Origin of the sequence: Sporosarcina ureae, from assembly GCF_002109325.1 — a bacterium.
Classification (GTDB): Bacteria; Bacillota; Bacilli; order Bacillales_A; family Planococcaceae; genus Sporosarcina; species Sporosarcina ureae_C.
Genome location: NZ_CP015348.1, coordinates 27,501 through 52,958 on the forward strand (window position 1 = coordinate 27,501; position 25,458 = coordinate 52,958).

Consider the following 25,458-nt stretch of genomic DNA (forward strand, 5'->3'; position numbering starts at 1 on the left):
ACTGACTGGAGGCCCGAACCCACGTATGTTGAAAAATGCGGGGATGAGGTGTGGGTAGCGGTGAAATTCCAATCGAACCTGGAGATAGCTGGTTCTCTCCGAAATAGCTTTAGGGCTAGCCTCAAACGAAAGAATCTCGGAGGTAGAGCACTGTTTGGACGAGGGGCCCATCCCGGGTTACCGAATTCAGACAAACTCCGAATGCCGATGATTTATGTTTGGGAGTCAGACAGTGGGTGATAAGATCCATTGTCGAGAGGGAAACAGCCCAGACCACCAGCTAAGGTCCCCAAGTATCTGTTAAGTGGAAAAGGATGTGGCGTTGCCCAGACAACCAGGATGTTGGCTTAGAAGCAGCCATCATTTAAAGAGTGCGTAATAGCTCACTGGTCGAGTGGCGCTGCGCCGAAAATGTACCGGGGCTAAACAGATCACCGAAGCTGTGGATTGACCTTAGGGTCAATGGTAGGAGAGCGTTCCAAGGGCGTTGAAGCTAGACCGGAAGGACTGGTGGAGCGCTTGGAAGTGAGAATGCCGGTATGAGTAGCGAAAGAAGGGTGAGAATCCCTTCCACCGAATGCCCAAGGTTTCCTGAGGAAGGCTCGTCCGCTCAGGGTTAGTCAGGACCTAAGTCGAGGCCGATAGGCGTAGACGATGGACAACAGGTTGATATTCCTGTACCACCTCCCCGCCGTTTGAGTAATGGGGGACGCAGTAGGATAGGGTGAGCACACAGTTGGTTGTGTGTCTAAGCAGTGAGGTGGAGAACGAGGCAAATCCCGTTCTCATATAACACTAGGCTGTGATGGCGAGGAGATTTATCTCCAGAGTCCCTGATTTCACACTGCCAAGAAAAGCCTCTAGCGAGGCGGGAGGTGCCTGTACCGCAAACCGACACAGGTAGGCGAGGAGAGAATCCTAAGGTGATCGAGAGAACTCTCGTTAAGGAACTCGGCAAAATGACCCCGTAACTTCGGGAGAAGGGGTGCTCTGGTAGGGTGAATAGCCCGAGAGAGCCGCAGTGAATAGGCCCAGGCGACTGTTTAGCAAAAACACAGGTCTCTGCAAAATCGTAAGATGACGTATAGGGGCTGACGCCTGCCCGGTGCTGGAAGGTTAAGAGGAGGGGTTAGCGCAAGCGAAGCTCTGAATTGAAGCCCCAGTAAACGGCGGCCGTAACTATAACGGTCCTAAGGTAGCGAAATTCCTTGTCGGGTAAGTTCCGACCCGCACGAAAGGCGTAACGATCTGGGCACTGTCTCAACGAGAGACTCGGTGAAATTATAATATGCGTGAAGATGCGCATTACCCGCGACAGGACGGAAAGACCCCGTGGAGCTTTACTGTAGCCTGATATTGAATTCCGGTGCAGCCTGTACAGGATAGGTAGGAGCCTAGGATTCCGGAGCGCTAGCTTCGGAGGAGGCATTGGTGGGATACTACCCTGGCTGTATTGGACTTCTAACCCTTGCCCGTGATCCGGGCAGGAGACAGTGTCAGGTGGGCAGTTTGACTGGGGCGGTCGCCTCCTAAAGAGTAACGGAGGCGCTCAAAGGTTCCCTCAGAATGGTTGGACATCATTCGTAGAGTGCAAAGGCATAAGGGAGCTTGACTGCGAGACCTACAAGTCGAGCAGGGTCGAAAGACGGACTTAGTGATCCGGTGGTTCCGCATGGAAGGGCCATCGCTCAACGGATAAAAGCTACCCCGGGGATAACAGGCTTATCTCCCCCAAGAGTCCACATCGACGGGGAGGTTTGGCACCTCGATGTCGGCTCGTCGCATCCTGGGGCTGTAGTCGGTCCCAAGGGTTGGGCTGTTCGCCCATTAAAGCGGCACGCGAGCTGGGTTCAGAACGTCGTGAGACAGTTCGGTCCCTATCCGTCGCGGGCGCAGGAAATTTGAGGAGAGCTGTCCTTAGTACGAGAGGACCGGGATGGACATACCGCTGGTGTACCAGTTGTCTTGCCAAAGGCATCGCTGGGTAGCTATGTATGGACGGGATAAATGCTGAAAGCATCTAAGCATGAAGCCCCCTTCAAGATGAGATTTCCCATTACGCAAGTAAGTAAGATCCCTCAAAGATGATGAGGTGGATAGGTCTGGGGTGTAAGTACGGCGACGTATGTAGCTGACAGATACTAATCGATCGAGGACTTAACCTATTTTAAAAAGTAGTTACTTGAACTACGCCAATGTCTTTTATTCAGTTTTGAGTGAACAAGCTTTACTCAAAGAGTCTAGTAATGATGGCGAAGAGGTCACACCCGTTCCCATACCGAACACGGAAGTTAAGCTCTTCAGCGCCGATGGTAGTTGGGGGTTTCCCCCTGTGAGAGTAGGACGTTGCTAGGCACGCGAAGCCATTCCCTTTGGGGAGTGGCTTTTTTGTGGTTTTAGGGGATCGTGCATGTTTGCTGTAATAAGTGGATGATTCCTTCATTTCTTGTGTTATCTAGCTAGCTTGATATGATCAATCGTTCTTCGTAAGCGCTCTATCCGTAGCGTTGACCGCTCTATTGATGTTGCTGGGTGCTCTATCCCTCCCCGTGACTGCTCTATCCGCCGTGCTCACCGCTCTATCATCCCCCACAACCGCTCATAGCCTTCAATACGTAGCTAATTTTCACCAATAAATATGTATCGATCAATCTTTCTCCATAAGCGCTCTATCCACCGCGTTGACTGCTCTATTGGCATCGCTAAGTGCTCTATCGCACGCTGCGACCGCTCTATCAGCCGTGCTCACCGCTCTATAGCCTCCCGCAACCGCTCATCGCCCCCAATTTATAAAGTTATTAAAGCTTTCAACTGCTTTGTGGACGAACAAGTGGTATCATGAGTCCGATAGCTGATTGTGATTAATAAATTACAATTGCATATTATTCACTACATTTCAGCGTTTTATGTAGACCCTTTATAAGTATAAATAGTAAAGGAAGTGCAAGAAATGAGGAAAATACTTATACCAATAGCGTGTGCAGGTCTCCTCATAGGCTGTACGCAAACCAAAGATGCTAAAACTGAAATGCAAACAACAGAAAATGAAGTTCCACTAGAGGCACAAGATTTGAAAATATTAACTACTACTGAAGACGAGATTCGATTCGTTGTAGGTTGGTTAAATGAAACAACAATTATGTACGTGGATCATCATGCTGCAGATGATCGTCTTCAATCGTTTGAATTGAAGACTGGAGAAATACATACTATATTTACGAGTTCTTCCATAATCTCTGAGGTAAAAATTCACTCTTCTGTTCCGCAACTACTCGTCAAAACAGCAAAAGACTCAACTGAAGCGATTATACATATACTCGATCATGATGGGAATGCATTAAATGAAGTGTCAGTAGAATCTTCAGAACTTGAGATTCAATGGAATGATATCGATGCTTCGCAAATACTGATTACAGCTTTCGCTGAAGATTGGAGTTATGACATTATACGATATGATGCGAATGACGATACTTTGGTGGCAGTAGAACTTGCTGATCCATTTCCTGGCTGGTTAGGCACCGAAGAGCTGGTATATATGGAAGAGACGGACTTATTGAAAGAATCACTATCAACTGGTGAGAAAACAGTGCTCGCGAAAGATGTCAATCAGTTTTATTCAGCGGGTGGTCGAGTATTGATTGAAACGTTTGACGGTGAGCACATACGGTATTCCGTGCTAGATACAGTGGGAGAAGAGATGAACACATGGCTTGCAGAAGATGATTCTTTTATGATGGACCAAGTGGTGTTTATGGATGAAAATACGCTGATGATGACCGTCACCAATCAAACTGAAATGATGCCGACGAGTTTTCTAGTAGAAATACAGGATGGCAAGGAAGTGAAGCGTCAAGAGCTATCAGAAGGCGGCTCGCTTGATTGTAAAGGTAACAAGTGTCTAACGGGGTACAACTTGGATACGTGGATTGATGTAGAGACTGGTGAGGCTGTGAAGTGGTTGGAGATTGGACCATTGGAATAAAACTAGCTATAAAAGGTAAGTGAGTTTGATCGAAGTATGTGGCTGACGAAGCACTCTCCAACCAAAAAAATAAGGACATCCCCGATAAAGGGGTGTCCTTATTTTTTGGAACTTATTTGTGTAATTGTGGTGGGTATCCTGAATATATAACAGTAGCAATCGTAAATCCTCCGATAACTACAACCGTTACCACATTGAAAACAATACTTAAAAGATTCCGCTCTTTAAAAGCTTGGACCGTTCCAAAGACTGCTAAGATTGCAATCAATCCAAAAATGATGACTAATAAATTCATTGAGTAGACACTCCTTTCAACATTGAAAAAATGAATGCCATAAAGCGATATTCCTCTTCTATTGTACTGTTAATGAAACGTTTTGTCGAGATTAAATAATGAACAATATTTGAAATTTGTGTCCGTATTCATTAATATTAGACAAAGAGGTGAGATAAATGAGAGTACATATACATCCACTAGGTCCAATTCAGACGAATTGTTACATATTGGAAGACGAAAAAAAGAATTGTTTAATTTTTGATCCAGGCGAAGATGGGGAAGCTTTGCTTTCTGAATTGCGAAAGTTATCACTGAAGCCTGTTGCTATTATGCTGACACATGCCCACTTTGATCATATAGGTGCGTTGGAAAAAATTCGTACTGCATATGATATCCCTGTATATTTGCATGTGGCAGAAAAGAAGTGGCTTGCAAATCCCGAGTTAAACGGTTCAGCGAAATATCCGGCACTGCCAGATGTCATTTGTAATCCAGCTGACGTCCTACTTCATGATGAAAAATATTTAGAAGTAGGTCCTTTTAAGATGGAGACGCGTCACGTGCCTGGACACTCTCCTGGAAGCGTTTGCTATATCTTTGAAGAGGATGGATTCGCCATCGTAGGGGATACATTGTTCCAAGGAAGTATCGGTCGTACGGACTTGCCAGGGGGCGACACAGAAACATTGCTTACAGCGATCCATGAACAACTGTTGACACTTGACGATGAAATGTTGATCTATCCAGGACATGGAGCTGCAACGACACCTGGAAACGAAAAAGATCAGAATCCCTACTTGCACGGATTTTGATCAAAAGTAAAATAAACAAAAAACAGCTTTCCATTGAGGAAGCTGTTTTTTGTATGTACGGATTAGTGTCCTCCACCAGGTACGTGAATGAAGATTGAATAGTAACTGAAACCAACCATGAAGATCATCAGGTATGCTCCGAATAAGTAAATATACATACGCTCTGAAAGCTTCAAGTATCCAAGTAGAATAAAGAAGATAGTACCTGCGACCATAAGTAAAGAAGCTGGAATCATATTTCCTACATAGAACATTACAGCAAAAATACCTGACCAGAATCCTAAAAGTTTAAACATATTATCCATCTAAGAATCCCTCCTTCACAACATTACAATAAGCTCTTATCCATTATAATAGAACGTCAGCCTAAAAGTAAACTCCAATCGATTTTACATTGTGACAAAAGAGTGTACTTATGTGTACGGCTTTAGACAGTAGCTAGTTACAGTATAACAGAACATGAACTAAAATAATGTGAAAATTGATTTTTGATAGCAAATTCTTGATAAGAAATAAGTTTTGACTGAATATTGACTATCAAAAATGAATTAACACAAATGTAGTGTGTTTTTAAACAATTTAATTTCCCTATATACTTCTTTTTAAGATGAAAAGTGGTCTTTTGTCGAATGGAGAAAGGAGAAAACTATGGAAATTGATAAGAACCCTATAGAAAAAACATGTTTACAACTGCTTGAGAAAGCGATTGAGTCTGAAGCGACGGATATTCACTTTGTTCCCACGACACAAGGATATGACGTAACCATTCGCAAGCACTCGTACTTTTCAAAGATCGGTGAGTATCCACACACATTAGGTGGCCGTTTAATTTCATTCTTAAAATTTTTATCTTCATTAGATATTAGTGAACAGCGTCGTCCCCAAAGCGGTTCCTTTCATCGATCATTCTTCGACTGTAACTTCTCTTTTCGCATTTCAACAATCCCATCTATTCAATTGAGAGAAAGTGTTGCCATCCGCATTCAAAAACATGACAAGATCGTCCCGCTAAATCAGTTGTGCTTTAATCCTGACTGGACTGAACAATTAGTCGAAGCCGCTGCATGCAAACAGGGGCTGTTTCTTGTCACAGGACCCACTGGTTCAGGTAAAACAACTACACTTTACTCTTTGACATCGCATTGTGTAAGCGAACTTAAGCGTCATGTCATTTCACTAGAAGATCCTGTTGAGAATAATCACAGTCATCTACTGCAAATCCAAGTGAATGAGCGCTCGGGTATTACATATTCTGCGGGATTAAAAGCTATTTTACGACATTCGCCTGACGTTATTATGATCGGTGAAATACGTGATGCAGAGACGGCTAAGATCGCTGTTGAAGCAGCGTTGACTGGACATTTGGTTCTTAGCACCATCCATGCGAAAGATCCTGTCGGTTGCTTGTATCGTTTGCTGGATCTTGGCATTCATATGGAAGAACTTAGACAGACGATTATCGCAATATCCGCTCAACGCTTGATTACCCAACAGTCTGGAGAAACAGCAGCGGTTTTTGAGATATTACAAGAAGCAGAATTGCAATTAGTGACCGAAGCTATGGGTAATGGTCAAAGGTTTATAACGCCATTTGATAAGAAAATCGAAGTACAGCAAGCTTTGTATGAAAAGGTTCCTTATGATTCGGAATAAAATATTCAGTCAGTCTGCCAATAAAAAGTTAATAAAACCAGCCGAGTTTTTAGTGCGACTTTCCGTGTTAATACAAGAAGGCTATACATTCCATGAAGGTCTTATTTTGATCTTACCCTACCACACAAAGGAATATGAAGAGAAACTTCAACAAGTTGAAGAGCAATTAAAGATGGGATATGGGGTTTCACATATTTTGAAAGGTTTAGGATTCGGTAATAGTATTATGCTTCCTATTGTGATTGCGGAAGTAGATGGCAACTTGATACGCGCGTTGAAAGAAGTAGCGGATCGTGTCAATCGTAAAGTGGAGAAGCAAAAACAGATTCGTAAACTATTAGCTTATCCAAGTGTGCTGTTTTCTTTCTTACTACTTTTATTAGTAGCATTCCGACAGTTTTTTCTGCCGAATTTTGAAGCGTTGACTGTAATGCGGGCGAATGAAGAAGGTGGACTCGTTCAATTACTGCCAAAGCTTGTGTCTTCCATACCAGATGTATTGTTAGTGCTAGCAGTTATTTTAGGTGTTGTTTTTTTGTTAAGCCGAATATGGTTGAAAAAGTTGTCCCCATACGAGGCTTTACACTATATTTTGAAAGTTCCTGGGCTGAAGACATTCTATAGTGAAATGAAAACTAGAGATTTTGCGAGTGAACTCGGTAGTTTACTGCAGTCAGGATTATCGATGCAAAGCGCCTTAGCGGTTCTGAATGAACAGACAGAAGACCCTATATTATCTGTTATCACAAACGAACTGAGTCAACAAATTATTTATGGAGAATCTTTGCATGAAGCGATCCGTTTAACTGATGGGCTGTCACCGAGACTTGCAGATTTTGCGAAGCATGGTGCTGATACGGGCTATTTGTCGAAGGAACTTATGCTCTATAGCGAACATACGACGCAACAGCTAGAAGAGCAGGCTAGTAAATGGATTGCGATTCTACAACCCGCTCTATTTGGTGTGCTTGCCGTCTGTATCCTATTATCTTATTTATCTATTCTGCTACCAGTTTATAAAATGATCGACAGTATTTAAGAGGAGGAAAAACATTGCTAAAGAATGAAAGAGGTTTCACGTTAATAGAAATGATGATCGTGTTGCTGATCATAACTGTTTTGATTTTGATTGCAATCCCGAACGTCACAAAGCATTCCAAATCGATAGACGAAAAGGGCTGTGAGGCGTACGTGAAAATGGTAGAAGGTCAGGTGCAAGCATATAAAATGGACAAGAAATCCGTTCCCACACTTACGGCGCTGACTACAGATGGGTATTTACCAGATAATCCTGCGTGCCCGAATGGTAACGCGATCACAATTACTGGAGACGGTAAAGTCACAGCAACTAATGGAGGAGGTTAAACAAGCTATTGACGACCAGCGCGGCTTTACTTTTTTAGAACTTTTGCTTGTGTTATCTATTATGATGATTATAACAGCCGTTATTCTTCCCTTTAGTGAGAAACGTTTACAGAGAGTGACTGAAGAAGATGCGTTGCAATTATTCATCGCGACCGTTCATGAAGCACAATTATATGCTATTACACATAAGGAAAGAGTTAGTTTAAAGTTTTATGAAGAGGGTCAGAAATATACGGTCGAAACGAATGGTTTAGTAGAGATATTACATGGTGAACTTCCTTCAGGAATGCACAGGTCGAAAAATTCTCCGTTAAGACAGTTGGACTTCGCTGAAACAGGATATTTGATTCGTACAGGAATAATAACTATTAATACAGAAAGTAAAGGTCTTGTCAAAATATCATTCCAGTTTGAACGGGGAAGGATGATCGTCTATGAATGAAAAAGGGCAATCGTGGCCTGAAGCTATGCTGTCTTTAGTAATTGTCATGGTCATTTTTAGTTCGCTTTTGCCCTTGGCTACCACATTGACGTCATCTGTGGCTGGAAAAAAGTCTGCGATGATTGCAGCACAGACCACATATCAAGCGGCTATACTGTTTAAATCTTCAGGACAAGCAACAGGACGGAGATCGTATGAAGAATTACATTATGATTGGACTGTCGAGGATGGCCAAGTTTGTGTAGTTTATGAAGTACAACGAGTCGCAAATCGTAAGTGTGTGAGTATATGAAATCATGGAATGAAAAAGGCTATTCATTATTGGAAAGTATTATTCATTTACTCATTTTCACCATGCTTATCCAACTAACGGTGCTGTTTTTTTATTGGCAAACACCTATAGAAAAAGTATATCAAGGAGATTTGCTTGGTGAATGGGAACTGTTTTCTTTAGAGTTTCAGGAAGTATTAGAAGAAGTAACAGCAGTCACTGAAATCAACCCTACAATTTTATCTTTTCAAACTAAAAGAGGGGAAATCATTATACAGCAATACAAGCAAATGATTCGAAAGGTGGTAGATGGCGACGGTCATGTTCCACTGTTGATGAATGTAAAAACCTACGCATTTACAGTGAACGGTAGCGAATTGCAGATTGCTGTCGAAATGATGGATGGTAGGCGCAAAGAAAGGACGTTTGCGATTGGATTATATCAAGAATGAGAAGGGAGGATCATTTATTTTCGCGATTGTATTATTATTTTTCGTAAGTCTCTTTCTTTTCTCCCTCGTTTCATGGCATGATAGTATCTACAGAATATACGACTGGCTCGAAATCTATTATGAGCGTAAAGCAGTTGAATTAATGAAACGGGATGGATGAAAATGAAAAGGATTTATTTGGTGGGTTTCATGGGGTGTGGAAAAAGCGCAATTGGTAAACGGCTGCATACGCTGACTGGTATTCCGTTCTTTGATATGGACCATGAGATCTCAGAACATATGCAAATGACGATTCCTGAAATATTTGATCAGTATGGAGAACTGTACTTCCGACAATTGGAGACAGAATTCCTGCAGAAGTTTCCGGAAGAATACTGTATTGTAGCGACTGGTGGCGGTGTGGCAGTAAAGGAAGAGAATATTCGTCTAATGCGAGAAACCGGCATCGTATTTTTTCTTAATGCCTCATTCCGCGATATTTGGCGAAGAATCTCGACAGATGTCAATCGACCGATCGTGCAACAATCTTCGCGTCAAGAATTAGAAGCGCTGTATAAAAAGCGTAAACCAAAATATTTGAAGTCATCTCATTTTACAGTGGAGACGACGGGTAAGTCTTTAACGGATATTTCGGAGTATATTATCTTTCAAATCGAAAGATATCAATAACTAAGGATAAAAGCGAATGATTTAGTTGTGGATTAAACTATCATTCGCTTTTTTACTGTTATAAGAAATAGATTGCGCTTACTTCTGTTAAATGTTAAGATATCAGTGAAGAAAAAATTAATTGAATCATGCGAATGATTGTATGGGGAGAGCGCGCATTAGGCGCCGCCGAAGGAGCAAGTAACAAACGTTATGAATCTCTCAGGTAACAAAACGCATACATGACGCATCTCTGGAGAGTGCTGAGTAATCAGCGGCCGAAGAAAGTATGGAAACTGTAAAGCTTTCAGGCAAAAGGACAGGGGTTCTCTTTCATAGGAGACCCCTGTCCTTTTTTTGATGAATTACCTACTGATCGTTTCTTGATTAGAACACAAAGGAGGAAACAGTTTGACGAATCCATTATTACGTACACCGTTATTTGAAAGTTACAAAGAGTACGGAGGTAAAACAATCGACTTTGGCGGTTGGGAGTTGCCTGTGCAGTTTTCTAGCATTAAGGCAGAACACGAAGCCGTTCGAACAAAAGCGGGATTGTTTGATGTTTCGCATATGGGAGAAGTTTTTGTTAGTGGTAGCGGAGCACTTGACTATTTGCAGAAACTTGTAACGAATGACGTTTCGAAACTGAAGATCGGCCAAGCACAGTATACAGTGATGTGTAACGAGCAAGGTGGAACGATCGATGATTTCTTAATTTATAAATTAGAAGATGAACGCTATTTATTAGTAGTTAATGCATCCAATATTGAAAAAGATGTTGAATGGATGGAAAAGCAGCAGACAGACAATGTGGTCATCGATAACCAGTCTTCGAACTATGCGTTACTCGCATTGCAAGGTCCTGTGGCGGAAACAATATTACAGAAACTAACAGATGAAACGCTTGAAGAGATCAAATTTTTCCGCTTTAAAGAGCATGTTCAAGTAGGCGGGGAAGATGTGCTTGTTTCACGTACTGGTTATACAGGAGAAAATGGATTTGAAATCTACGGTACAGCTGAAGCCATCCAGAACTTGTGGTCAAAGATTTTGCAAGAAGGCAAAGAAGATGGTGTCGTACCTGCAGGTCTTGGTGCACGAGACACATTGCGCTTCGAAGCGGGACTGCCACTATACGGTCAAGAGCTAAGAGAAGATATATCTCCACTCGAAGCAGGACTTGGTTTCGTCGTGAAAGTGAATAAAGAAGAAGACTTCATTGGTAAAGATGTATTAGTGAAGCAAAAAGAACAAGGCGTCGAACGTAAGCTTGTTGGACTCGAAATGATCGATAAAGGGATTCCGCGTACTGGATATAAAGTATTTGCGGGCGACAAAGAGATCGGTGAAGTAACAACTGGTACGCAGTCTCCTACATTAAAGAAGAACATCGGTTTTGCGCTATTGTCTACAGAGTTCACTGAGCTCGATACAGAAGTTGAAGTAGAAATTCGCACGAAACGTCTGAAAGCAAAAGTTATTGCAACACCTTTCTATAAAAGATCATAAGTGAAAAGGGGTAAACTATTATGAAGCATCGTTATCTACCTATGACGGAGCAAGATCAGAAAGACATGCTTGAAACAATCGGAATTTCTTCCATCGATGAACTCTTTTCGGATATTCCCGAAAAAGTACGATTCAAAGGTGAATATAAGATCAAGCCTGCGAAATCCGAAACATCTCTTTTAAAAGAACTTGGACGTTTAGCTGCGAAAAACATCAACGCTCAAGACTATGCTTCGTTCCTAGGAGCGGGAGTCTATGATCACTATCGTCCGATCATCGTAGATCATGTCATTTCACGTTCTGAGTTCTATACGGCATACACGCCATACCAGCCAGAAATTTCACAAGGTGAGTTGCAAGCGATTTTCGAATTCCAGACGATGATCTGTGAATTGACAGGCATGGAGCTTGCGAACTCTTCTATGTATGATGGCGGAACAGCACTAGCGGAAGCGGGCACACTTGCTGCAGGCCATACACGCCGCAAGAAGTTGCTTGTATCGGCTACTGTTCACAACGAATCACACGCAGTGGTGAAATCGTACGCTGACGGGCAGTATATTGAAGTTGTCACAATTCCTCATACAGATGGCGTAACAGACATGGATAAGCTCAAGGAATTGATTGATGACGAGACTGCAGCAGTGCTTGTTCAATACCCGAACTTCTACGGACAAGTAGAGGATCTTCAGGCAATCAGTGATATTGCACATGAAAACGGTGCATTGTCGATCGTTTCGGCGAATCCACTTGCTTTAGGACTCTTAACACCACCCGGAGCGCTTGGAGCGGATATTACTGTTGGAGACGCACAACCATTCGGCATTCCAGAGTCATTCGGTGGACCACACTGTGGATATTTTGCTGTATCGAAAAAGTTGATGCGTAAAGTACCAGGTCGTCTAGTCGGTGAAACGAATGATGATCAAGGTCGTAGAGGATACGTTCTGACTTTGCAAGCGCGTGAGCAGCATATTCGTCGTGATAAAGCGACGTCCAATATTTGTTCGAATCAAGCGCTTAATGCTCTTGCAGCATCTGTTGCGATGACAGCCCTTGGTAAAGAAGGAATTAAAGAAATTGCGTATCAAAACATCGCGAAAACAGCTTACGCGAAACAAGCATTTGAAAAAGCAGGCTTTGAAGTGAAATTCGGTGCTGCTCATTTCAATGAACTAGTCGTAGATTGCAAATCACCGATTAAAGACGTTAACAAACGTTTGCTGGATCAAGGTATTATCGGTGGATACGATTTGAGTCTTGTGGACGAAAGTCTTGCAAACCACGCACTGATCGCAGTAACAGAACAACGTACGAAAGAAGAAATCGATGCATACGTGCAAGAATTGGAGGCTATCCATGCATAAGGAAAACCAATCACTCATTTTTGAAGTATCCAAACCTGGACGAATCGGTTATAGCTTACCTGAATTAGATGTACCTGAAGTAGATGTTGCGTCTATTTTATCTCAAGGTGTTATTCGCACAGAAGACGCAGAACTGCCGGAAGTATCTGAACTGGACATCATGCGTCACTACACTGCATTGTCTAATCGTAACCATGGAGTCGATACAGGATTCTATCCATTAGGTTCTTGTACGATGAAGTATAATCCGAAAATCAACGAAGCGGTTGCACGCTTCCCTGGATTCGCACGCGTTCATCCGTTACAAGACGAGTCTACGGTTCAAGGTGCACTCGAAGTAGCGTATGATCTGCAAGAGCACTTAGCTGAAATCACGGGGATGCCACAAGTTACATTGCAACCTGCAGCAGGTGCACATGGTGAGTGGACGGCATTGATGATGATTCGTGCTTTCCATGAAGCAAATGGTGATACACAGCGTACGAAAGTACTTGTTCCTGACTCTGCTCACGGTACAAATCCAGCTTCTGCAACGGTTGCAGGCTTTGACACAGTGACAGTTAAGTCGAATGAAAAAGGCTTAGTTGATCTTGAAGACTTGAAATCAAAAGTAGGTCCCGATACTGCAGCATTGATGTTGACGAATCCAAACACGCTGGGGCTTTTCGAGGAAGATATCTTGGAAATGGCGGCAGCAGTTCACGGAGTTGGCGGAAAGCTGTATTATGATGGAGCAAACTTGAATGCCGTTATGTCCAAAGCACGCCCAGGCGATATGGGCTTCGATGCGGTACATTTGAACTTGCATAAGACGTTCACAGGTCCTCACGGTGGCGGTGGTCCAGGTTCAGGTCCAGTTGGGGTAACTGACGAACTCGCTGCATTCCTGCCGAAACCAGTCATTGAAAAAGTGGATGATCGTTTCGTACTAAACTATGATGTACCGCAATCTATCGGTCGCGTGAAGCCATTCTACGGAAACTTCGGTATTTACTTACGTGCATACACGTATATCCGCTCAATGGGTCCGGATGGCTTGAAAGCTGTTACTGAATATGCAGTACTCAATGCAAACTATATGATGCGTCGTCTAGAGCCATACTTCGACCTTCCGTATACACAGCATTGTAAACATGAATTCGTCTTATCAGGCCGTCGCCAGAAGAAGCTTGGCGCGCGTACACTTGATATGGCGAAACGCTTGTTAGATTTCGGATATCATCCGCCTACAATCTACTTCCCGTTGAATGTCGAGGAAGCTATGATGATCGAGCCGACAGAAACGGAGTCAAAAGAAACATTGGATAACTTCATCGAAGCGATGATTCAAATTGCGAAAGAAGTAGAAGAGAATCCAGAAATCGTTCAAGAGGCACCACACACAACTGTCATCGGTCGTTTGGATGAAACTAAGGCAGCGCGTAAGCCTGTGTTGCGTTATATAAAAGAAGAGTCACCTGTAGAAGAAACTGTACAATAAATATACGATAATGGAGCACCGTTGAAACATAGCGGTGCTCTTTAATTATTTTCCGGGGTAATTTTATTGAACTTCAACATCACATAGACTGGACGCCAGACAAGGTATTTCATTATTTTCAGAGGAATATTAGGAAGCTCTAGTGAATATAATTGAGAGCTATATACTGTCAAAGACACCAATACATTATGTTTTTTTCAATTGCTCATGATGAAATTGTAATCTCTATGTAAATAATAGTGATCATAATACTAGTAACTCACAGACTCTCTACCAAAATGAAAATTGTATATTATACGATAAACAATTGAGCGATGTCAACTAAAAATTTGAGAAATTTCTGATTACATGTTATACTATATAAGTACAAGTAATCGGGACTGCATTTGATGATCCTGCGCAGCTTATTCCAGCAAGGAATGGAGGGCGCTTTTTTGAATTTGAAAATTGGCTTGTTCCATTTAATTTAATAATCTTTTTAAAAAGCAGGTTGTAGCAGGGGGTCTTGATAAGACTAACTGTCAAGACGTGTATCAAAGAATTTAATAGGAGGAGAATGTCTAGTGAATTTGATTAACGAAGAAATAACTCATAACGTGTTTGGTGAAGGAAATATTGTGGAACACGAGGAATCATTCATCACCGTTGATTTTAACAAGGATCTTAAAAGATTTGTTTATCCCGATGCTTTTGAAAACTTTATTAAATTAAATGATCGAAGTATGGCAGAGTCGTTAGAAAAAGTCTTTGTAGAAAGAAAAGCTGAAGAGAAAATTCTTGAGAAGAAACGTAAAGAAGAAAAAGCTGCTCAAAGATTAGAACAGCAACGTAGAGAAATACTCAAGAATCATAAAATTCATGAAAGCTCACAAATCGTTTTCTGGTTAGATTCAGAAAAGCAATCAGACATTTTGAATAGTTGGGAAATAACTACAGGCAACATTCAGAGCGGGAAGAACAAAGGTCTACCGAACCCTGTTACACGTTTGCGCCCGAACAGTGCAGGTATTCTAACCGTAAGAACTTCTGATCAAACGGAAACGGAAAGAATCATTTTAGGTCTTTTCATGGTTGATGATACATTTACAGGTACTATTGGGGAAGACGGATTGGTTCCTTACCACCCTGAATATAGAATAACACTGACAGAAGAAGAATCTCAGAAAATGCTTTTCTGGAATTACTACAAAAATAAAAACTACCCAGACCGTACTTCATGGAATTCGGGAACATTCCGCTATTTTGATAATATTTGGACAGCTCAAATATTACGAGATATCATTGCGTTGAAAACGGATGAAGAAGAAATCAAAGAAGCACAAAATTTCATGGACTACTTCTGTAGAATGAATGCGATTGACATGACAAATATTCCAGAAGCTGAAGGTGCGCTGAACTCGTAACTAAAACGAGTTAAACGTGGCACTTTATGAATAACTGAACAAATTTAAAGCTGCCAGGTACGAGCACAGGATGACTGTGTTGGTACCTGGCAGCTTATTAATTTTCAAGAAATCATACAACACACAAATCGTTCCCGTTGTGCAGTGTACTATTTTGGATAGCAATACATACTAGTAGTCAATTCACATGAGCTTTTCTGATATAATTAAAATTAAGATATAAACTTCAGACATGCTGTTTATATAGTAAACAAAAAGCCGTCATACATATACAGTAAATTAAAAACTAGTACCAGGGGGAATGGATAAAAATGCGAAATACAGTAACTGCGATGGACGTTGCTAAGCTAGCTGGCGTTTCACAGTCATCAGTTTCAAGAGTTTATTTTGAAGGTGCTTCTGTTTCGGATAAAACTAGGAAACGGGTTCTGGAGGCGGCAGCCGAGCTTGGTTACCGTCCTAACGTATACGCGAGAAGTCTAATTACGAACCAATCTAAAATTATTGGGTTGGTAATGAAAAATGTGCAAAATCCATTTTATGCGCATGTGTTGAAACGATTCAGCTCCATCTTTAAACAGCAGGGATACAGTATCTTATTTGTTTCAACAAATAATGATGAAATCCAAGATGAAGACGTGGAAACATTACTCAACTACAATGTAGCGGGCGTAATCGTGACGGATGCTACGATGTCCCAAGAAGTGGGGGAAGAGTTCAAGCAAAGTCATATTCCCATAGTATTCTTTAATAGAAAGCCACGTAATAACGTCTATCATTCAATAAGTTGCAATAATTTACAAGCAGGTCGCTCTATCGCACAATTTTTATTAGCTACTGGATCAACTGAATTAGCGTTGGTGACAGGTAATGAAGATACGTCGACAAGTATTGAACGAAAAAAAGGCTTTTGTGAAATACTCGATCAACAAAATATCCCACTCCGTACGTATAATTCAGATTACACTTACGAAGGTGGATATAATACGGCAATGTCCATTTTAGAAGAAAATCAGTTACCTTCTGCAATTTTTGTTGCAAATGATATTATGGCACTTGGACTGCTGGATGCCTTTCGCAAGTATAAAGTTCTTATACCAGAACACACTAGGGTTATTGGATTTGATAATATCGCGATGACTTCTTGGCCTGCATATGAATTAACTACATGGGAACAGCCAATAGAAGAAATGATCGAGAAAACAGTGACTTATCTGATGGATGAAGTCCAGTCCTATACAGGATTAGTCCGCACAATAGAAGTGGATGGAAAATTAGTTGAAAGAAAAACCACATAATTGCTTGACTTTAATGAATTGTTGGACTAGTATTTTCATATAGAGTCTCTTGCATACGTATGCAATAGTAAGTACTCTTACAAGTTTTAGAAATATAGATCAGTAAAATGTCCAAAGAATAATGTAAGCGGTTAAAAAATAGGAGGCGTACTCATGGTAAAAGTGATTAAAGCAGGTAAATCTCAAGAAGAAGTAGTAGCAAACGACACAAAGGTATCCGAAATTGTTGCAGGAGCTTTGAAAGATGTAGAAACTCGTGGTGACCAAGCAGTTCGTGAATTATCTGAGAAGTTCGATAAGTGGAGCCCTGAATCATTCAGATTGAGCGAATCAGAAATTAAAGATATCGTGGCACAAGTGCCTGATAGCGTCATTGAAGACATTAAGTTTGCACAAACTAATATTAAAGCGTTTGCAGAAGCACAACTGGCTTCATTGCATGATGTAGAAGTGGAAAATATTCCAGGAGTTATTTTGGGGCATAAAAATATTCCTGTAAACAGTGTAGGCTGTTATATCCCTGGCGGCCGTTACCCGATGGTTGCGTCTGCGCATATGAGCGTATTGACTGCGAAGGTTGCAGGAGTGAAACGAGTGATCGCATGTACACCACCGATTAATGGTGAAATTCCAAAAGCGACGATAGCGGCTATGTATTTAGCAGGAGCAGACGAAATTTACTTGTTGGGCGGCATTCAAGCGATGGGTGCAATGGCGATCGGGACAGAAACAATTGAATCTGTTGATATGATTGTCGGACCTGGTAATGCGTTCGTTGCAGAAGCGAAGCGTCAATTATACGGTCGTGTAGGAATAGACCTCTTTGCAGGTCCAACTGAGACATTAGTTGTAGCAGACCACACAGCAGATGCAGAAATGATAGCGATTGATCTTCTAGGACAAGGTGAACACGGACCAACGTCTCCTGGCGCATTGATTACGACTTCTGAAGAGCTGGCACATGAAACTATTAAAGAAATTGCGCGTCAATTGGAAACGCTTCCGACAGCAGACGTTGCAAGCGTATCGTGGGAAGACTATGGTCAAATATTGGTCGTGGATTCCATTGAAGAAGCTCGTGTAGAAGCGGATCGCTTGGCATTTGAACACGTAGAGATTTTAACGGAGAACCCAGATTACTTCCTTGAGAATATGACTAACTACGGTTGCTTGTTCTTGGGACCAGAGACGAACGTAGCGTACGGGGATAAAGTAATTGGAACAAATCATACATTACCGACTAAAGGGGCAGCTCGTTATACAGGTGGATTATGGGTTGGTAAATTCATCAAAACAGTTACTTATCAGAAGATCACAACACCTGAAGCTTCAGCCTATATCGGCGAATACGCAGCAAGACTTTGTCTATTGGAAAACTTTGAAGGACATGCAAGACAAGCTCAACTTCGAGTAGATCGTTACGGAAAAAACTAAAGAGAACTTTTAAGGTAGCAAGGTAATTAGGAGGAATGACTATGTTAGGGATGATCGGCCTTTTTGGGGGACTTGCGATCTTGATCTTTTTGACAATGAAAGGGATGAACCTTCTTATTGCGGCGCCAATTACAGCGCTGTTTATCGCGATTTTGAATGGAATCCCGCTGTTCCCACAGTTAGTAGAAGAAGGCGCGGTTAACTTCTTAACGAACTATATGGGCGGATTTACAGGATTCATCGCCTCTTGGTATTTGATGTTCTTGACAGGTGCAATATTCGGTAAAGTCATGGAAGACAGTGGTGGTGCTGATAGTATTTCAAAATGGATTGTCAGTAAAATCGGTATGAAGAGGGCGGCATTGGCCGTGGTTATAGCTTGTGCAGTGTTAACGTATGGCGGGGTAAGTTTGTTTGTTGTTGCATTCTCGGTATATCCGATGGCGCTCAGTCTTTTCAAACAAGCTGACTTGCCAAGAAGATTCATTCCTGCGGCACTGGCATTCGGTTCTACGACATTTACGATGACATCTGCGGGATCTCCTGAAATCCAAAACTGGATTCCAATTGAGTTTCTTGGGACGACTCCATATGCTGGATGGGAAGTTAGTATTTTCGTAGCCGTCTTTATGTTCTTATTTGGCTATTGGTGGTTGAAACGAATGATTTCAAAAGCCGTTGCCAATGGCGAGAAATTCATCTCAAGAAAAACAGATAAAGAAGTAGATATGAAAAGAGATCTTCCTAATCCAATTCTTAGCATGATTCCGTTGGTTGTTGTACTTGGACTCACTTTACTTTTACACAAATCACTCGGAACATCCGCACTGATCATCTCTTTAAGTGGTGGTATATTGGCAACATTCTTGCTGAATAAAAAATACTTCCAGAACTTTGGACATGCGGTTGGAGAAGGGGCAATGGGTGCAGTGATTGCAATCGCAAACACTGCAGCAGTTGTTGGTTTTGGTGGTGTAGTAAAGGCGACACCGGCTTTTGAAGCGGCGGTCAACGTGATGACGGATATACCAGGTAGCCCACTGATCGGTGGAGCATTGGCAGTAGCGGTTATTGCCGGACTGACTGGTTCATCATCTGGTGGACAAGCTATCGCCTTGCCACTACTAGCACCACATTATTTAGATTTAGGCGTCGATCCGGAAGCCTTGCATCGTACAGTTTCCATATCTTCAGGGTCACTTGATTCACTTCCTCAAGGTGGATATGTTGTAACGACTATCCGATCCATTGCAGGTGAAACACATAAAGACGCGTACCCAGCATTTGGAGCGTTGTCAGTTGTTGTACCAATACTTGGTGCTGCGGTTGCAGTGATTCTATTCTCAATCGGACTATAAGAACATGAACCCAACGAGCCGTAACTTGGTTTGTTGGGTCTCTTAATTTCCCAGGCAATGAAAAGGAGTGAATGAAATGAATACTATAACGATTATAGGCTGCGGTACAATGGGCCACTCTATAGGATTGGCGGCTGCTTGGTCAGGTATTCCTGTTAGACTGGTTGGAATGAGCGAAAAGGATCTGGATAAAGCACGGGCTGGATTACAAAGTAAATTGGATACTATGATGGAAAACGGTCTTCTAGATGTAATTAAGATAAAAGAAATACAGAAAGCCATTGAATTCACAACTTCCTTAGAAGAGGCAGTTGTTGATTCCAGTTTCATTTTTGAAGTAATTCCTGAACAAATTGAATTAAAACGGGTATTGTATAAAAAGCTAGAGCAACTCGTCAGTAAGACAAGCATTATTGCTAGCAACACATCGGGATTTAAACCTAGTGAACTAGCTACAGAAATGAAGTATCCGAATCGATTCATCGTCACTCATTTCTGGAATCCTGCACATTTGATCCCGCTTGTAGAAGTTGTAAAGGGAGAGTATACAGATGACGAAACGGTAGAGTCGGCAATGGAGTTACTCAGGTCGATGAATAAGAAGCCGGTACTTGTAAAAAAAGAAATCACGGGCTTTATAGGCAATCGCCTTCAATACGCATTGTTTAGAGAAGCGCAGTATTTGTTGGACATTGGGGCAGCGTCTAAAGAAGACATAGATGCTGCAGTTACCTATAGCATCGGACGTCGTTTGCCTGTTACCGGACCTCTAATGACAGCGGATATGGGCGGACTGGATGTGTTTTCGGCCATCTCGAATTATTTGTTTAGTGACTTGAGTGTAGCTGAGCAGTCGGGAGAAGCGGTGACTAGTCTCGTGGATGCGGGTCATTTAGGGGATAAAAGCGGACGTGGATTTTACGACTGGGATGAAAAGACTTCGCAAAAGATCAATAAAGAACGAGAACGCATGTTGATCGAATTCTTGAAGAATGATAAGAAGTTGGATGAGGAGGTAGAAAAATGAGCAGCTATTTCACTGAACTTGCGGGCAAGACGATAATTGTTACCGGTGGAAGCAAAGGGATAGGAAAAGATATCGCGCGTACATTTGCGGAGCTTAAAGCGAATGTCATCGTTACTGGACGTGATGAAGAAGTTCTTCAAAAAGCAGTATTAGAGCTGCAGGAGTTGAATCCAAGATGTATGGGGATACCGGGAGATTTAAGCAACTTATCTGTAATTCAACAACTGATCGAGACTGTCGTGACGGAGTTTGGAACGATTGACGTGTTAGTGAATAACGCGGGAGTAAATATTGCGAAGCTTGCAATGGAAGTGACTGAAGCAGATTGGGATACCGTACTTGATTTGAATTTGAAGTCGGTGTTCTTTAGCAGTCAGGCAGCCGCACGTCATATGCTGAAGCAAAACAGTGGCAAGATCATTAATATCGCTTCACAAATGGCATTCGTAGGTTATTATAAACGTGCAGCGTATTGTGCCAGCAAAGGTGGACTTGTTCAATTGACGAAAGCGCTAGCGGTAGAGTGGGCGGAGCATGGTGTGACGGTCAATGCAGTAGCTCCTACGTTCATTGAAACTGAGTTAACAGAGAAGATGTTTGAGGATGTAGATTTTAAATCTGATGTAGAGAAACGTATACTATTAAATGGTTTGGCGAAACCGAAAGATATTTCAGGGGCGGTTCTATATTTGGCTTCTGATATGGCCGGTTTTGTTACAGGTGAAACGATTAAAGTTGACGGTGGATGGACAGCTATTTAATGAGTGCATCATTGTAATATAAAAAAGCGTCACTCGCGAGGAACCGAGTGACGCTTTTTGCTGGATATAATCAGTAAATATCTCGATCCCAAAAGCGTTGTTGGGTAATTGCGAGTATATACTCGTCGTTAAATGCAGCAGTATTTTTAGCAAGCACAATGCCTGGTCCTTTTTTCGCGTTAGATGCTGCGAATAAAGAGTTTCCGGTTTTCGCTACACTGATCGGCTTATAATGCATGAATGCTTCATTAATATAATAGACGCTATCCGAATTGAATTTCGCTTGATTTGCTGCGTTTCCACCTACAACATACAGAGAATCGAATAGCACCGGAGCCGTGGTTGAAAATGTTTCATTGACTTGAACCTCTAGTCCATTCTTACCTCTTACCGTACCCAGTTTTTCACCAATCGTATACGTCCACACACCATACTTCGCTAAGTGTTCAATTGTGGATTTCACTTCATCATCGTCAAAACCGTCGCCGATTAAAATGCCAACTTTCATGCTGTATGGATAGCGAGCAGTATTTTCCTGGCTCAGCGCAGGGGAGGATGCGGTCACATCCACTTGCTCGCCCGTCGGCTTGTTGACCCCTACATTATTCGCTATTGCAGTAGCCATTTCCCGATCAACGTTTGAGAACATATCCACCACTTGTTGTCGAACACTTATACTATTCACTTTTCCTACTTCGAAGCTAAACGCGTTAATAATATGCTGCTTTTCGGGAGGCGACATACTGTTCCAGAACATTCGAGCTTGTGAAAAGTGATCTTTGAATGATTCACTCCGTGCTTGAATGACGCGGCCTTCTACTTTCTCAGCGTAATGTTCAAGACCGCCTTCTTTGGCTGTCGAAGTGGAAGGCGTGTTATTAGCGAGTGAATTTTTATGATAGCTTACTTTGCCAACATCAATCCGCTGGCGATTGAACCCATTACGCTGGTTATTATGGAACGGACATACTGCGCGGTTAATCGGAATTTCAGCGAAGTTCGGTCCGCCTAGTCGGTAGAGTTGGGTATCTAAATAAGATAGTAGCCTTCCTTGCAAGAGGGGATCGTTGGTGAAATCTATTCCAGGAACAATATTACCTGGGTGGAAGGCGGCTTGTTCGGTTTCGGCAAAGACGTTTGTGACGTTTTGATTTAATGTCATTTTTCCGATAATCTTAACAGGCACAATCTCTTCGGGCCAAATTTTGGTCGCATCGAGTATATCGAAATTAAACATAAATTCATCTTCTTCAGCAATCATCTGCACGCCGAATTCATATTCTGCAAAATAGCCATTGTCAATACAGTCCCACAGGTCTTTACGTTGGAAGTCTGCATTTTTCCCTGCGATCTTCTGCGCTTCGTCCCATACTAATGAATGAACACCTAGTATCGGTTTCCAATGGAATTTTACGAATGTGGCTTTTCCTTCACTATTAACGAATCGGAAAGTATGAACGCCAAAGCCCTCCATCATCCGCCAACTTCTCGGAATGGTGCGATCGGACATTTGCCACATGACCATATGGGCGGACTCCTGATTGTTTGCTACGAAATCCCAAAACGTATCATGCGCTGAAGCGGCTTGTGGCATATCCGTATCAGGTTCAGGTTTAACCGCATGAACGAGATCAGGGAACTTCATACTGTCCTGAATGAAAAATACAGGTAGGTTATTTCCTACTAAATCATAGTTACCTTCTTCTGTGTAAAACTTTACCGCGAAACCTCGAACATCTCTTGCTGTATCGACAGAACCTAAATTACCCGCAACATTAGAAAAACGTGTGAAAACAGGAGTCTTCTTTCCGGGTTCTTGAAGAAAACCTGCTGTCGTATAATCTTTCATCGATTCATATAACTCAAATTCGCCGTGCGCTGCATAGCCTCTCGCATGGACAACGCGTTCAGGAATTCGTTCGCGGTCAAAGTGCATGAGTTTCTCTTTTAAATGAATGCCTTCCATTAAAGTAGGTCCGCGTACACCGGCTTTTAATGATTCTTCATCATTGGATACTTTCACTCCTTGGTTCGTCGTAAACTTTTTGTCTTTGTTATCTACTTTAAATTCATCTAACTGTTTCATTTTTTGATTTTGTTTAGGGTCCATATTTTTGTTAGTTGATTCATCCATCAAAAAATCTCCTCCATTACTAATGTAAACTGCGTTATACATATAAATCTTTACTAGTGTATGTAGTATTTTAGCAAAATAGCACAAAGACTATTGATAGAGCAATTTTTAAAGCTTTCTAAGCTTCTGCATGCTTGCACGTTAGATAGTATAAGAGGTTTTATGATTATTACATGTATAAAAATATAAAGAACTTGGCGATTTAACTGAATATTATTTCCATATGGATCTGCTACATGATATATTGGATATCGTAATCAGAAGATACATACGTTTCACTAGAGATGAAAGAGAAGCAAACATTATTACAGATGAACTCTTGGCGTCTAGGTTGATGGGGGCATTTAGTACGGTCATGATCACTTTCGCTTTCATTGCAGATATCTAAGTTCGAACTATATAAAGTGGAGGGGAAAATATGCAAAAGATTATAATAGAAAACGGATTAGTAATTGATGGAACAGGTTCGGAAAGTAAAGTTAATCAAATCGTAGTGATTACTGGTCAAAAAATCGAATTCATAGGAAAGAAATCCGAGTATCAAGCTACCGGAGATGAAACGATTATAGATGCACAAGGTGGAACGATTTTACCAGGCTTCATCGATACACATGTACATATGATGATGCAATTTAGTCCTGTGGCGGAACGTTTGGCTACACCATTTTCGTTCATGTATTACCAAGCTGCGGAATATTTGAAAACTACATTACATGCGGGCATTACGTCTGTTCGTGACGCACTTGGAGCCGATGCCGGAGTCAAAAAGGCGATAGAAGATGGATTCATTTCAGGTCCGAGAATGCAATTGAGTATCAATGCATTGACTATTACAGGTGGACATGGCGATGGCTATACCGTTTCAGGAAATGTAATAGATATTATGCCTTCGAACTATCCGGGCATGCCGAATGGTTTATGCGATGGTGTGGAAGAAGTACGTAAGAAAACACGCGAAATGTTGCGTGCTGGCGCAGAAGTCATTAAAGTACATGCTACAGGTGGTGTTTTGAGTGCTACTGACCATCCGGAATTCACTCAGTTTTCATTGGAAGAACTTAAAGTGATGGTGGAAGAAGGTCACTTTAGAAAAGGAATCAAAGTAATGGCACATGCGCAAGGTGCAGAAGGAATTAAAAACGCGGTGCGCGCCGGTGTTCATTCGATTGAGCACGGAATTTTCATTGATGATGAAGCGATTGAATTAATGCTTGAAAACGGTACGTTCCTCGTCCCGACATTATTAGCGCCAGTTGCAGTTTTAGAAACGGCGCATGAAACAGGGATGCCTGAAACGGCTGTGCAGAAATCTAAAGAAGTGATTGATCAACACGTCGCAAGTTTCACAAAAGCATATAATGCGGGCGTTAAAATCGCGATGGGTACAGATGCTGGCGTGTTCAAGCATGGTACAAACCTTCGTGAACTAGGTTTAATGGTTGATGCGGGTATGTCGCCTATGGAATCGATCATCGCTTCTACAAAAACAGCTGCGGAATGTTTAGGGTGGGAAGATCGAGTCGGTACATTGGAGACTGGAAAACTTGCGGATGTACTTGTTGTGAAAGGAAATCCTTTGGAAGATATTTATTCATTAGCTAATAATGACACGATTCAAGTAGTTATTAAAGATGGCAAGGTAGAAAAGGATATACGGTGATCGTTGATAAGTTCTAAATGATGAACACAAAAAGACTGTTTTTGAGATAAACGGTCTTTTTGTGTTTTTGAATTTATACAGAGTGTTGTCTATCCACTTGAACAAAACAACGACTTATATGA

Annotated in this window: 23 protein-coding genes, 2 rRNA genes and 1 riboswitch (1 of these 26 cut by a window edge); of the genes, 22 read left to right on the forward strand and 3 right to left on the reverse strand. The window is 41.8% G+C overall.

The genetic code is table 11. The features are described 5' to 3' along the window. The 3 genes from SporoP32a_RS00155 to SporoP32a_RS00165 form a co-directional block, all read left to right on the forward strand. Nucleotides 1-2,165: ribosomal RNA gene (locus SporoP32a_RS00155) — 23S ribosomal RNA — on the forward strand (it extends 763 nt beyond the left edge of the window). A gap of 74 nt (nucleotides 2,166-2,239) precedes the next feature. Continuing rightward, nucleotides 2,240-2,355 (forward strand): 5S ribosomal RNA (gene rrf / locus SporoP32a_RS00160). A gap of 595 nt (nucleotides 2,356-2,950) precedes the next feature. Continuing rightward, on the forward strand, nucleotides 2,951-3,982 hold the full coding sequence (locus SporoP32a_RS00165) for a YqgU-like beta propeller domain-containing protein (protein WP_085426059.1): 1,032 nt from the start codon (nucleotides 2,951-2,953) through the stop codon (nucleotides 3,980-3,982). Between the two features lie 112 nt (nucleotides 3,983-4,094). On the opposite strand, the gene SporoP32a_RS00170 is transcribed toward SporoP32a_RS00165, so the two are convergent. Beyond that, complete coding sequence (locus SporoP32a_RS00170; RefSeq protein WP_029054522.1) at nucleotides 4,095-4,277, reverse strand: DUF2759 family protein; 183 nt, start codon at nucleotides 4,275-4,277, stop codon at nucleotides 4,095-4,097. A gap of 158 nt (nucleotides 4,278-4,435) precedes the next feature. On the opposite strand from SporoP32a_RS00170, the gene SporoP32a_RS00175 reads away from it, so the two are divergent. Then, nucleotides 4,436-5,071, forward strand: coding sequence for an MBL fold metallo-hydrolase (locus SporoP32a_RS00175; RefSeq protein WP_085426060.1), 636 nt, complete (start codon nucleotides 4,436-4,438; stop codon nucleotides 5,069-5,071). A 62-nt stretch (nucleotides 5,072-5,133) separates the two neighbouring features. On the opposite strand, the gene SporoP32a_RS00180 is transcribed toward SporoP32a_RS00175, so the two are convergent. Further along, nucleotides 5,134-5,376, reverse strand: coding sequence for a DUF2626 domain-containing protein (locus SporoP32a_RS00180; protein WP_085426061.1), 243 nt, complete (start codon nucleotides 5,374-5,376; stop codon nucleotides 5,134-5,136). A 343-nt stretch (nucleotides 5,377-5,719) separates the two neighbouring features. On the opposite strand from SporoP32a_RS00180, the gene comGA reads away from it, so the two are divergent. From comGA to SporoP32a_RS00265, 16 genes are all read left to right on the forward strand, one after another. Then, complete coding sequence (comGA, locus tag SporoP32a_RS00185) at nucleotides 5,720-6,724, forward strand: competence type IV pilus ATPase ComGA (RefSeq protein ID WP_085426062.1); 1,005 nt, start codon at nucleotides 5,720-5,722, stop codon at nucleotides 6,722-6,724. Further along, nucleotides 6,711-7,763, forward strand: coding sequence for a competence type IV pilus assembly protein ComGB (gene comGB / locus SporoP32a_RS00190; protein ID WP_158232697.1), 1,053 nt, complete (start codon nucleotides 6,711-6,713; stop codon nucleotides 7,761-7,763). The genes comGA and comGB overlap by 14 nt, the downstream gene beginning before the upstream one ends. A 50-nt stretch (nucleotides 7,764-7,813) precedes the next feature. Next, complete coding sequence (gene comGC / locus SporoP32a_RS00195) at nucleotides 7,814-8,089, forward strand: competence type IV pilus major pilin ComGC (RefSeq protein WP_085428932.1); 276 nt, start codon at nucleotides 7,814-7,816, stop codon at nucleotides 8,087-8,089. Next, nucleotides 8,028-8,531, forward strand: a complete 504-nt coding sequence (comGD, locus tag SporoP32a_RS00200; protein ID WP_198166192.1) for a competence type IV pilus minor pilin ComGD — start codon at nucleotides 8,028-8,030, stop codon at nucleotides 8,529-8,531. Before comGC ends, comGD begins: the two co-directional genes overlap by 62 nt. Further along, nucleotides 8,524-8,823 (forward strand): hypothetical protein, encoded by a 300-nt coding sequence (locus SporoP32a_RS00205; RefSeq protein ID WP_085426065.1) that lies wholly within the window; start codon nucleotides 8,524-8,526, stop codon nucleotides 8,821-8,823. The genes comGD and SporoP32a_RS00205 overlap by 8 nt, the downstream gene beginning before the upstream one ends. Continuing rightward, nucleotides 8,820-9,254 (forward strand): competence type IV pilus minor pilin ComGF, encoded by a 435-nt coding sequence (gene comGF, locus SporoP32a_RS00210; RefSeq protein ID WP_085426066.1) that lies wholly within the window; start codon nucleotides 8,820-8,822, stop codon nucleotides 9,252-9,254. Before SporoP32a_RS00205 ends, comGF begins: the two co-directional genes overlap by 4 nt. 162 nt (nucleotides 9,255-9,416) lie before the next feature. Further along, nucleotides 9,417-9,923 carry a shikimate kinase gene (locus SporoP32a_RS00220; protein ID WP_085426068.1) on the forward strand — a complete coding sequence of 169 codons (507 nt, stop codon included), beginning with the start codon at nucleotides 9,417-9,419 and terminating at the stop codon, nucleotides 9,921-9,923. A gap of 134 nt (nucleotides 9,924-10,057) precedes the next feature. Continuing rightward, a riboswitch (glycine riboswitch) is annotated at nucleotides 10,058-10,150 on the forward strand. A 163-nt stretch (nucleotides 10,151-10,313) separates the two neighbouring features. Continuing rightward, nucleotides 10,314-11,414, forward strand: a complete 1,101-nt coding sequence (gcvT, locus tag SporoP32a_RS00225) for a glycine cleavage system aminomethyltransferase GcvT (protein WP_085426069.1) — start codon at nucleotides 10,314-10,316, stop codon at nucleotides 11,412-11,414. 20 nt (nucleotides 11,415-11,434) lie between these two features. Continuing rightward, nucleotides 11,435-12,781 carry an aminomethyl-transferring glycine dehydrogenase subunit GcvPA gene (gcvPA, locus tag SporoP32a_RS00230; protein ID WP_085426070.1) on the forward strand — a complete coding sequence of 449 codons (1,347 nt, stop codon included), beginning with the start codon at nucleotides 11,435-11,437 and terminating at the stop codon, nucleotides 12,779-12,781. Beyond that, nucleotides 12,774-14,261, forward strand: coding sequence for an aminomethyl-transferring glycine dehydrogenase subunit GcvPB (gene gcvPB / locus SporoP32a_RS00235; protein ID WP_085426071.1), 1,488 nt, complete (start codon nucleotides 12,774-12,776; stop codon nucleotides 14,259-14,261). Before gcvPA ends, gcvPB begins: the two co-directional genes overlap by 8 nt. Nucleotides 14,262-14,824: 563 nt before the next feature. Then, nucleotides 14,825-15,664, forward strand: coding sequence for a malate synthase (locus SporoP32a_RS00240; protein ID WP_085426072.1), 840 nt, complete (start codon nucleotides 14,825-14,827; stop codon nucleotides 15,662-15,664). 311 nt (nucleotides 15,665-15,975) lie between these two features. Then, nucleotides 15,976-16,962: a LacI family DNA-binding transcriptional regulator gene (locus SporoP32a_RS00245; RefSeq protein ID WP_085426073.1), complete on the forward strand. Its 987-nt coding sequence runs from the start codon at nucleotides 15,976-15,978 to the stop codon at nucleotides 16,960-16,962. A 153-nt stretch (nucleotides 16,963-17,115) separates the two neighbouring features. Further along, nucleotides 17,116-18,396: a histidinol dehydrogenase gene (hisD, locus tag SporoP32a_RS00250; protein WP_085426074.1), complete on the forward strand. Its 1,281-nt coding sequence runs from the start codon at nucleotides 17,116-17,118 to the stop codon at nucleotides 18,394-18,396. Nucleotides 18,397-18,437: 41 nt separating this feature from the next. Next, a complete protein-coding gene (locus SporoP32a_RS00255; protein WP_085426075.1) occupies nucleotides 18,438-19,754 on the forward strand; it encodes a GntP family permease in 1,317 nt (438 codons plus the stop codon). 76 nt (nucleotides 19,755-19,830) lie between these two features. After that, complete coding sequence (locus tag SporoP32a_RS00260; protein WP_085426076.1) at nucleotides 19,831-20,781, forward strand: 3-hydroxyacyl-CoA dehydrogenase family protein; 951 nt, start codon at nucleotides 19,831-19,833, stop codon at nucleotides 20,779-20,781. Continuing rightward, the gene (locus SporoP32a_RS00265) at nucleotides 20,778-21,542 is read left to right on the forward strand and encodes an SDR family NAD(P)-dependent oxidoreductase (RefSeq protein ID WP_085426077.1); all 765 of its coding nucleotides are present in this window, start codon (nucleotides 20,778-20,780) and stop codon (nucleotides 21,540-21,542) included. Before SporoP32a_RS00260 ends, SporoP32a_RS00265 begins: the two co-directional genes overlap by 4 nt. A gap of 70 nt (nucleotides 21,543-21,612) precedes the next feature. Here SporoP32a_RS00265 and SporoP32a_RS00270 read toward each other — a convergent pair whose 3' ends face one another. Continuing rightward, entirely contained in the window at nucleotides 21,613-23,676 is a 2,064-nt protein-coding gene (locus tag SporoP32a_RS00270; protein ID WP_085426078.1) for a catalase, read from the reverse strand. 223 nt (nucleotides 23,677-23,899) lie between these two features. On the opposite strand from SporoP32a_RS00270, the gene SporoP32a_RS16620 reads away from it, so the two are divergent. Continuing rightward, nucleotides 23,900-24,064 (forward strand): hypothetical protein, encoded by a 165-nt coding sequence (locus tag SporoP32a_RS16620; protein ID WP_157129902.1) that lies wholly within the window; start codon nucleotides 23,900-23,902, stop codon nucleotides 24,062-24,064. A gap of 30 nt (nucleotides 24,065-24,094) precedes the next feature. Beyond that, nucleotides 24,095-25,336, forward strand: a complete 1,242-nt coding sequence (locus tag SporoP32a_RS00275) for a metal-dependent hydrolase family protein (RefSeq protein WP_085426079.1) — start codon at nucleotides 24,095-24,097, stop codon at nucleotides 25,334-25,336. Nucleotides 25,337-25,458: the final 122 nt, after the last annotated feature.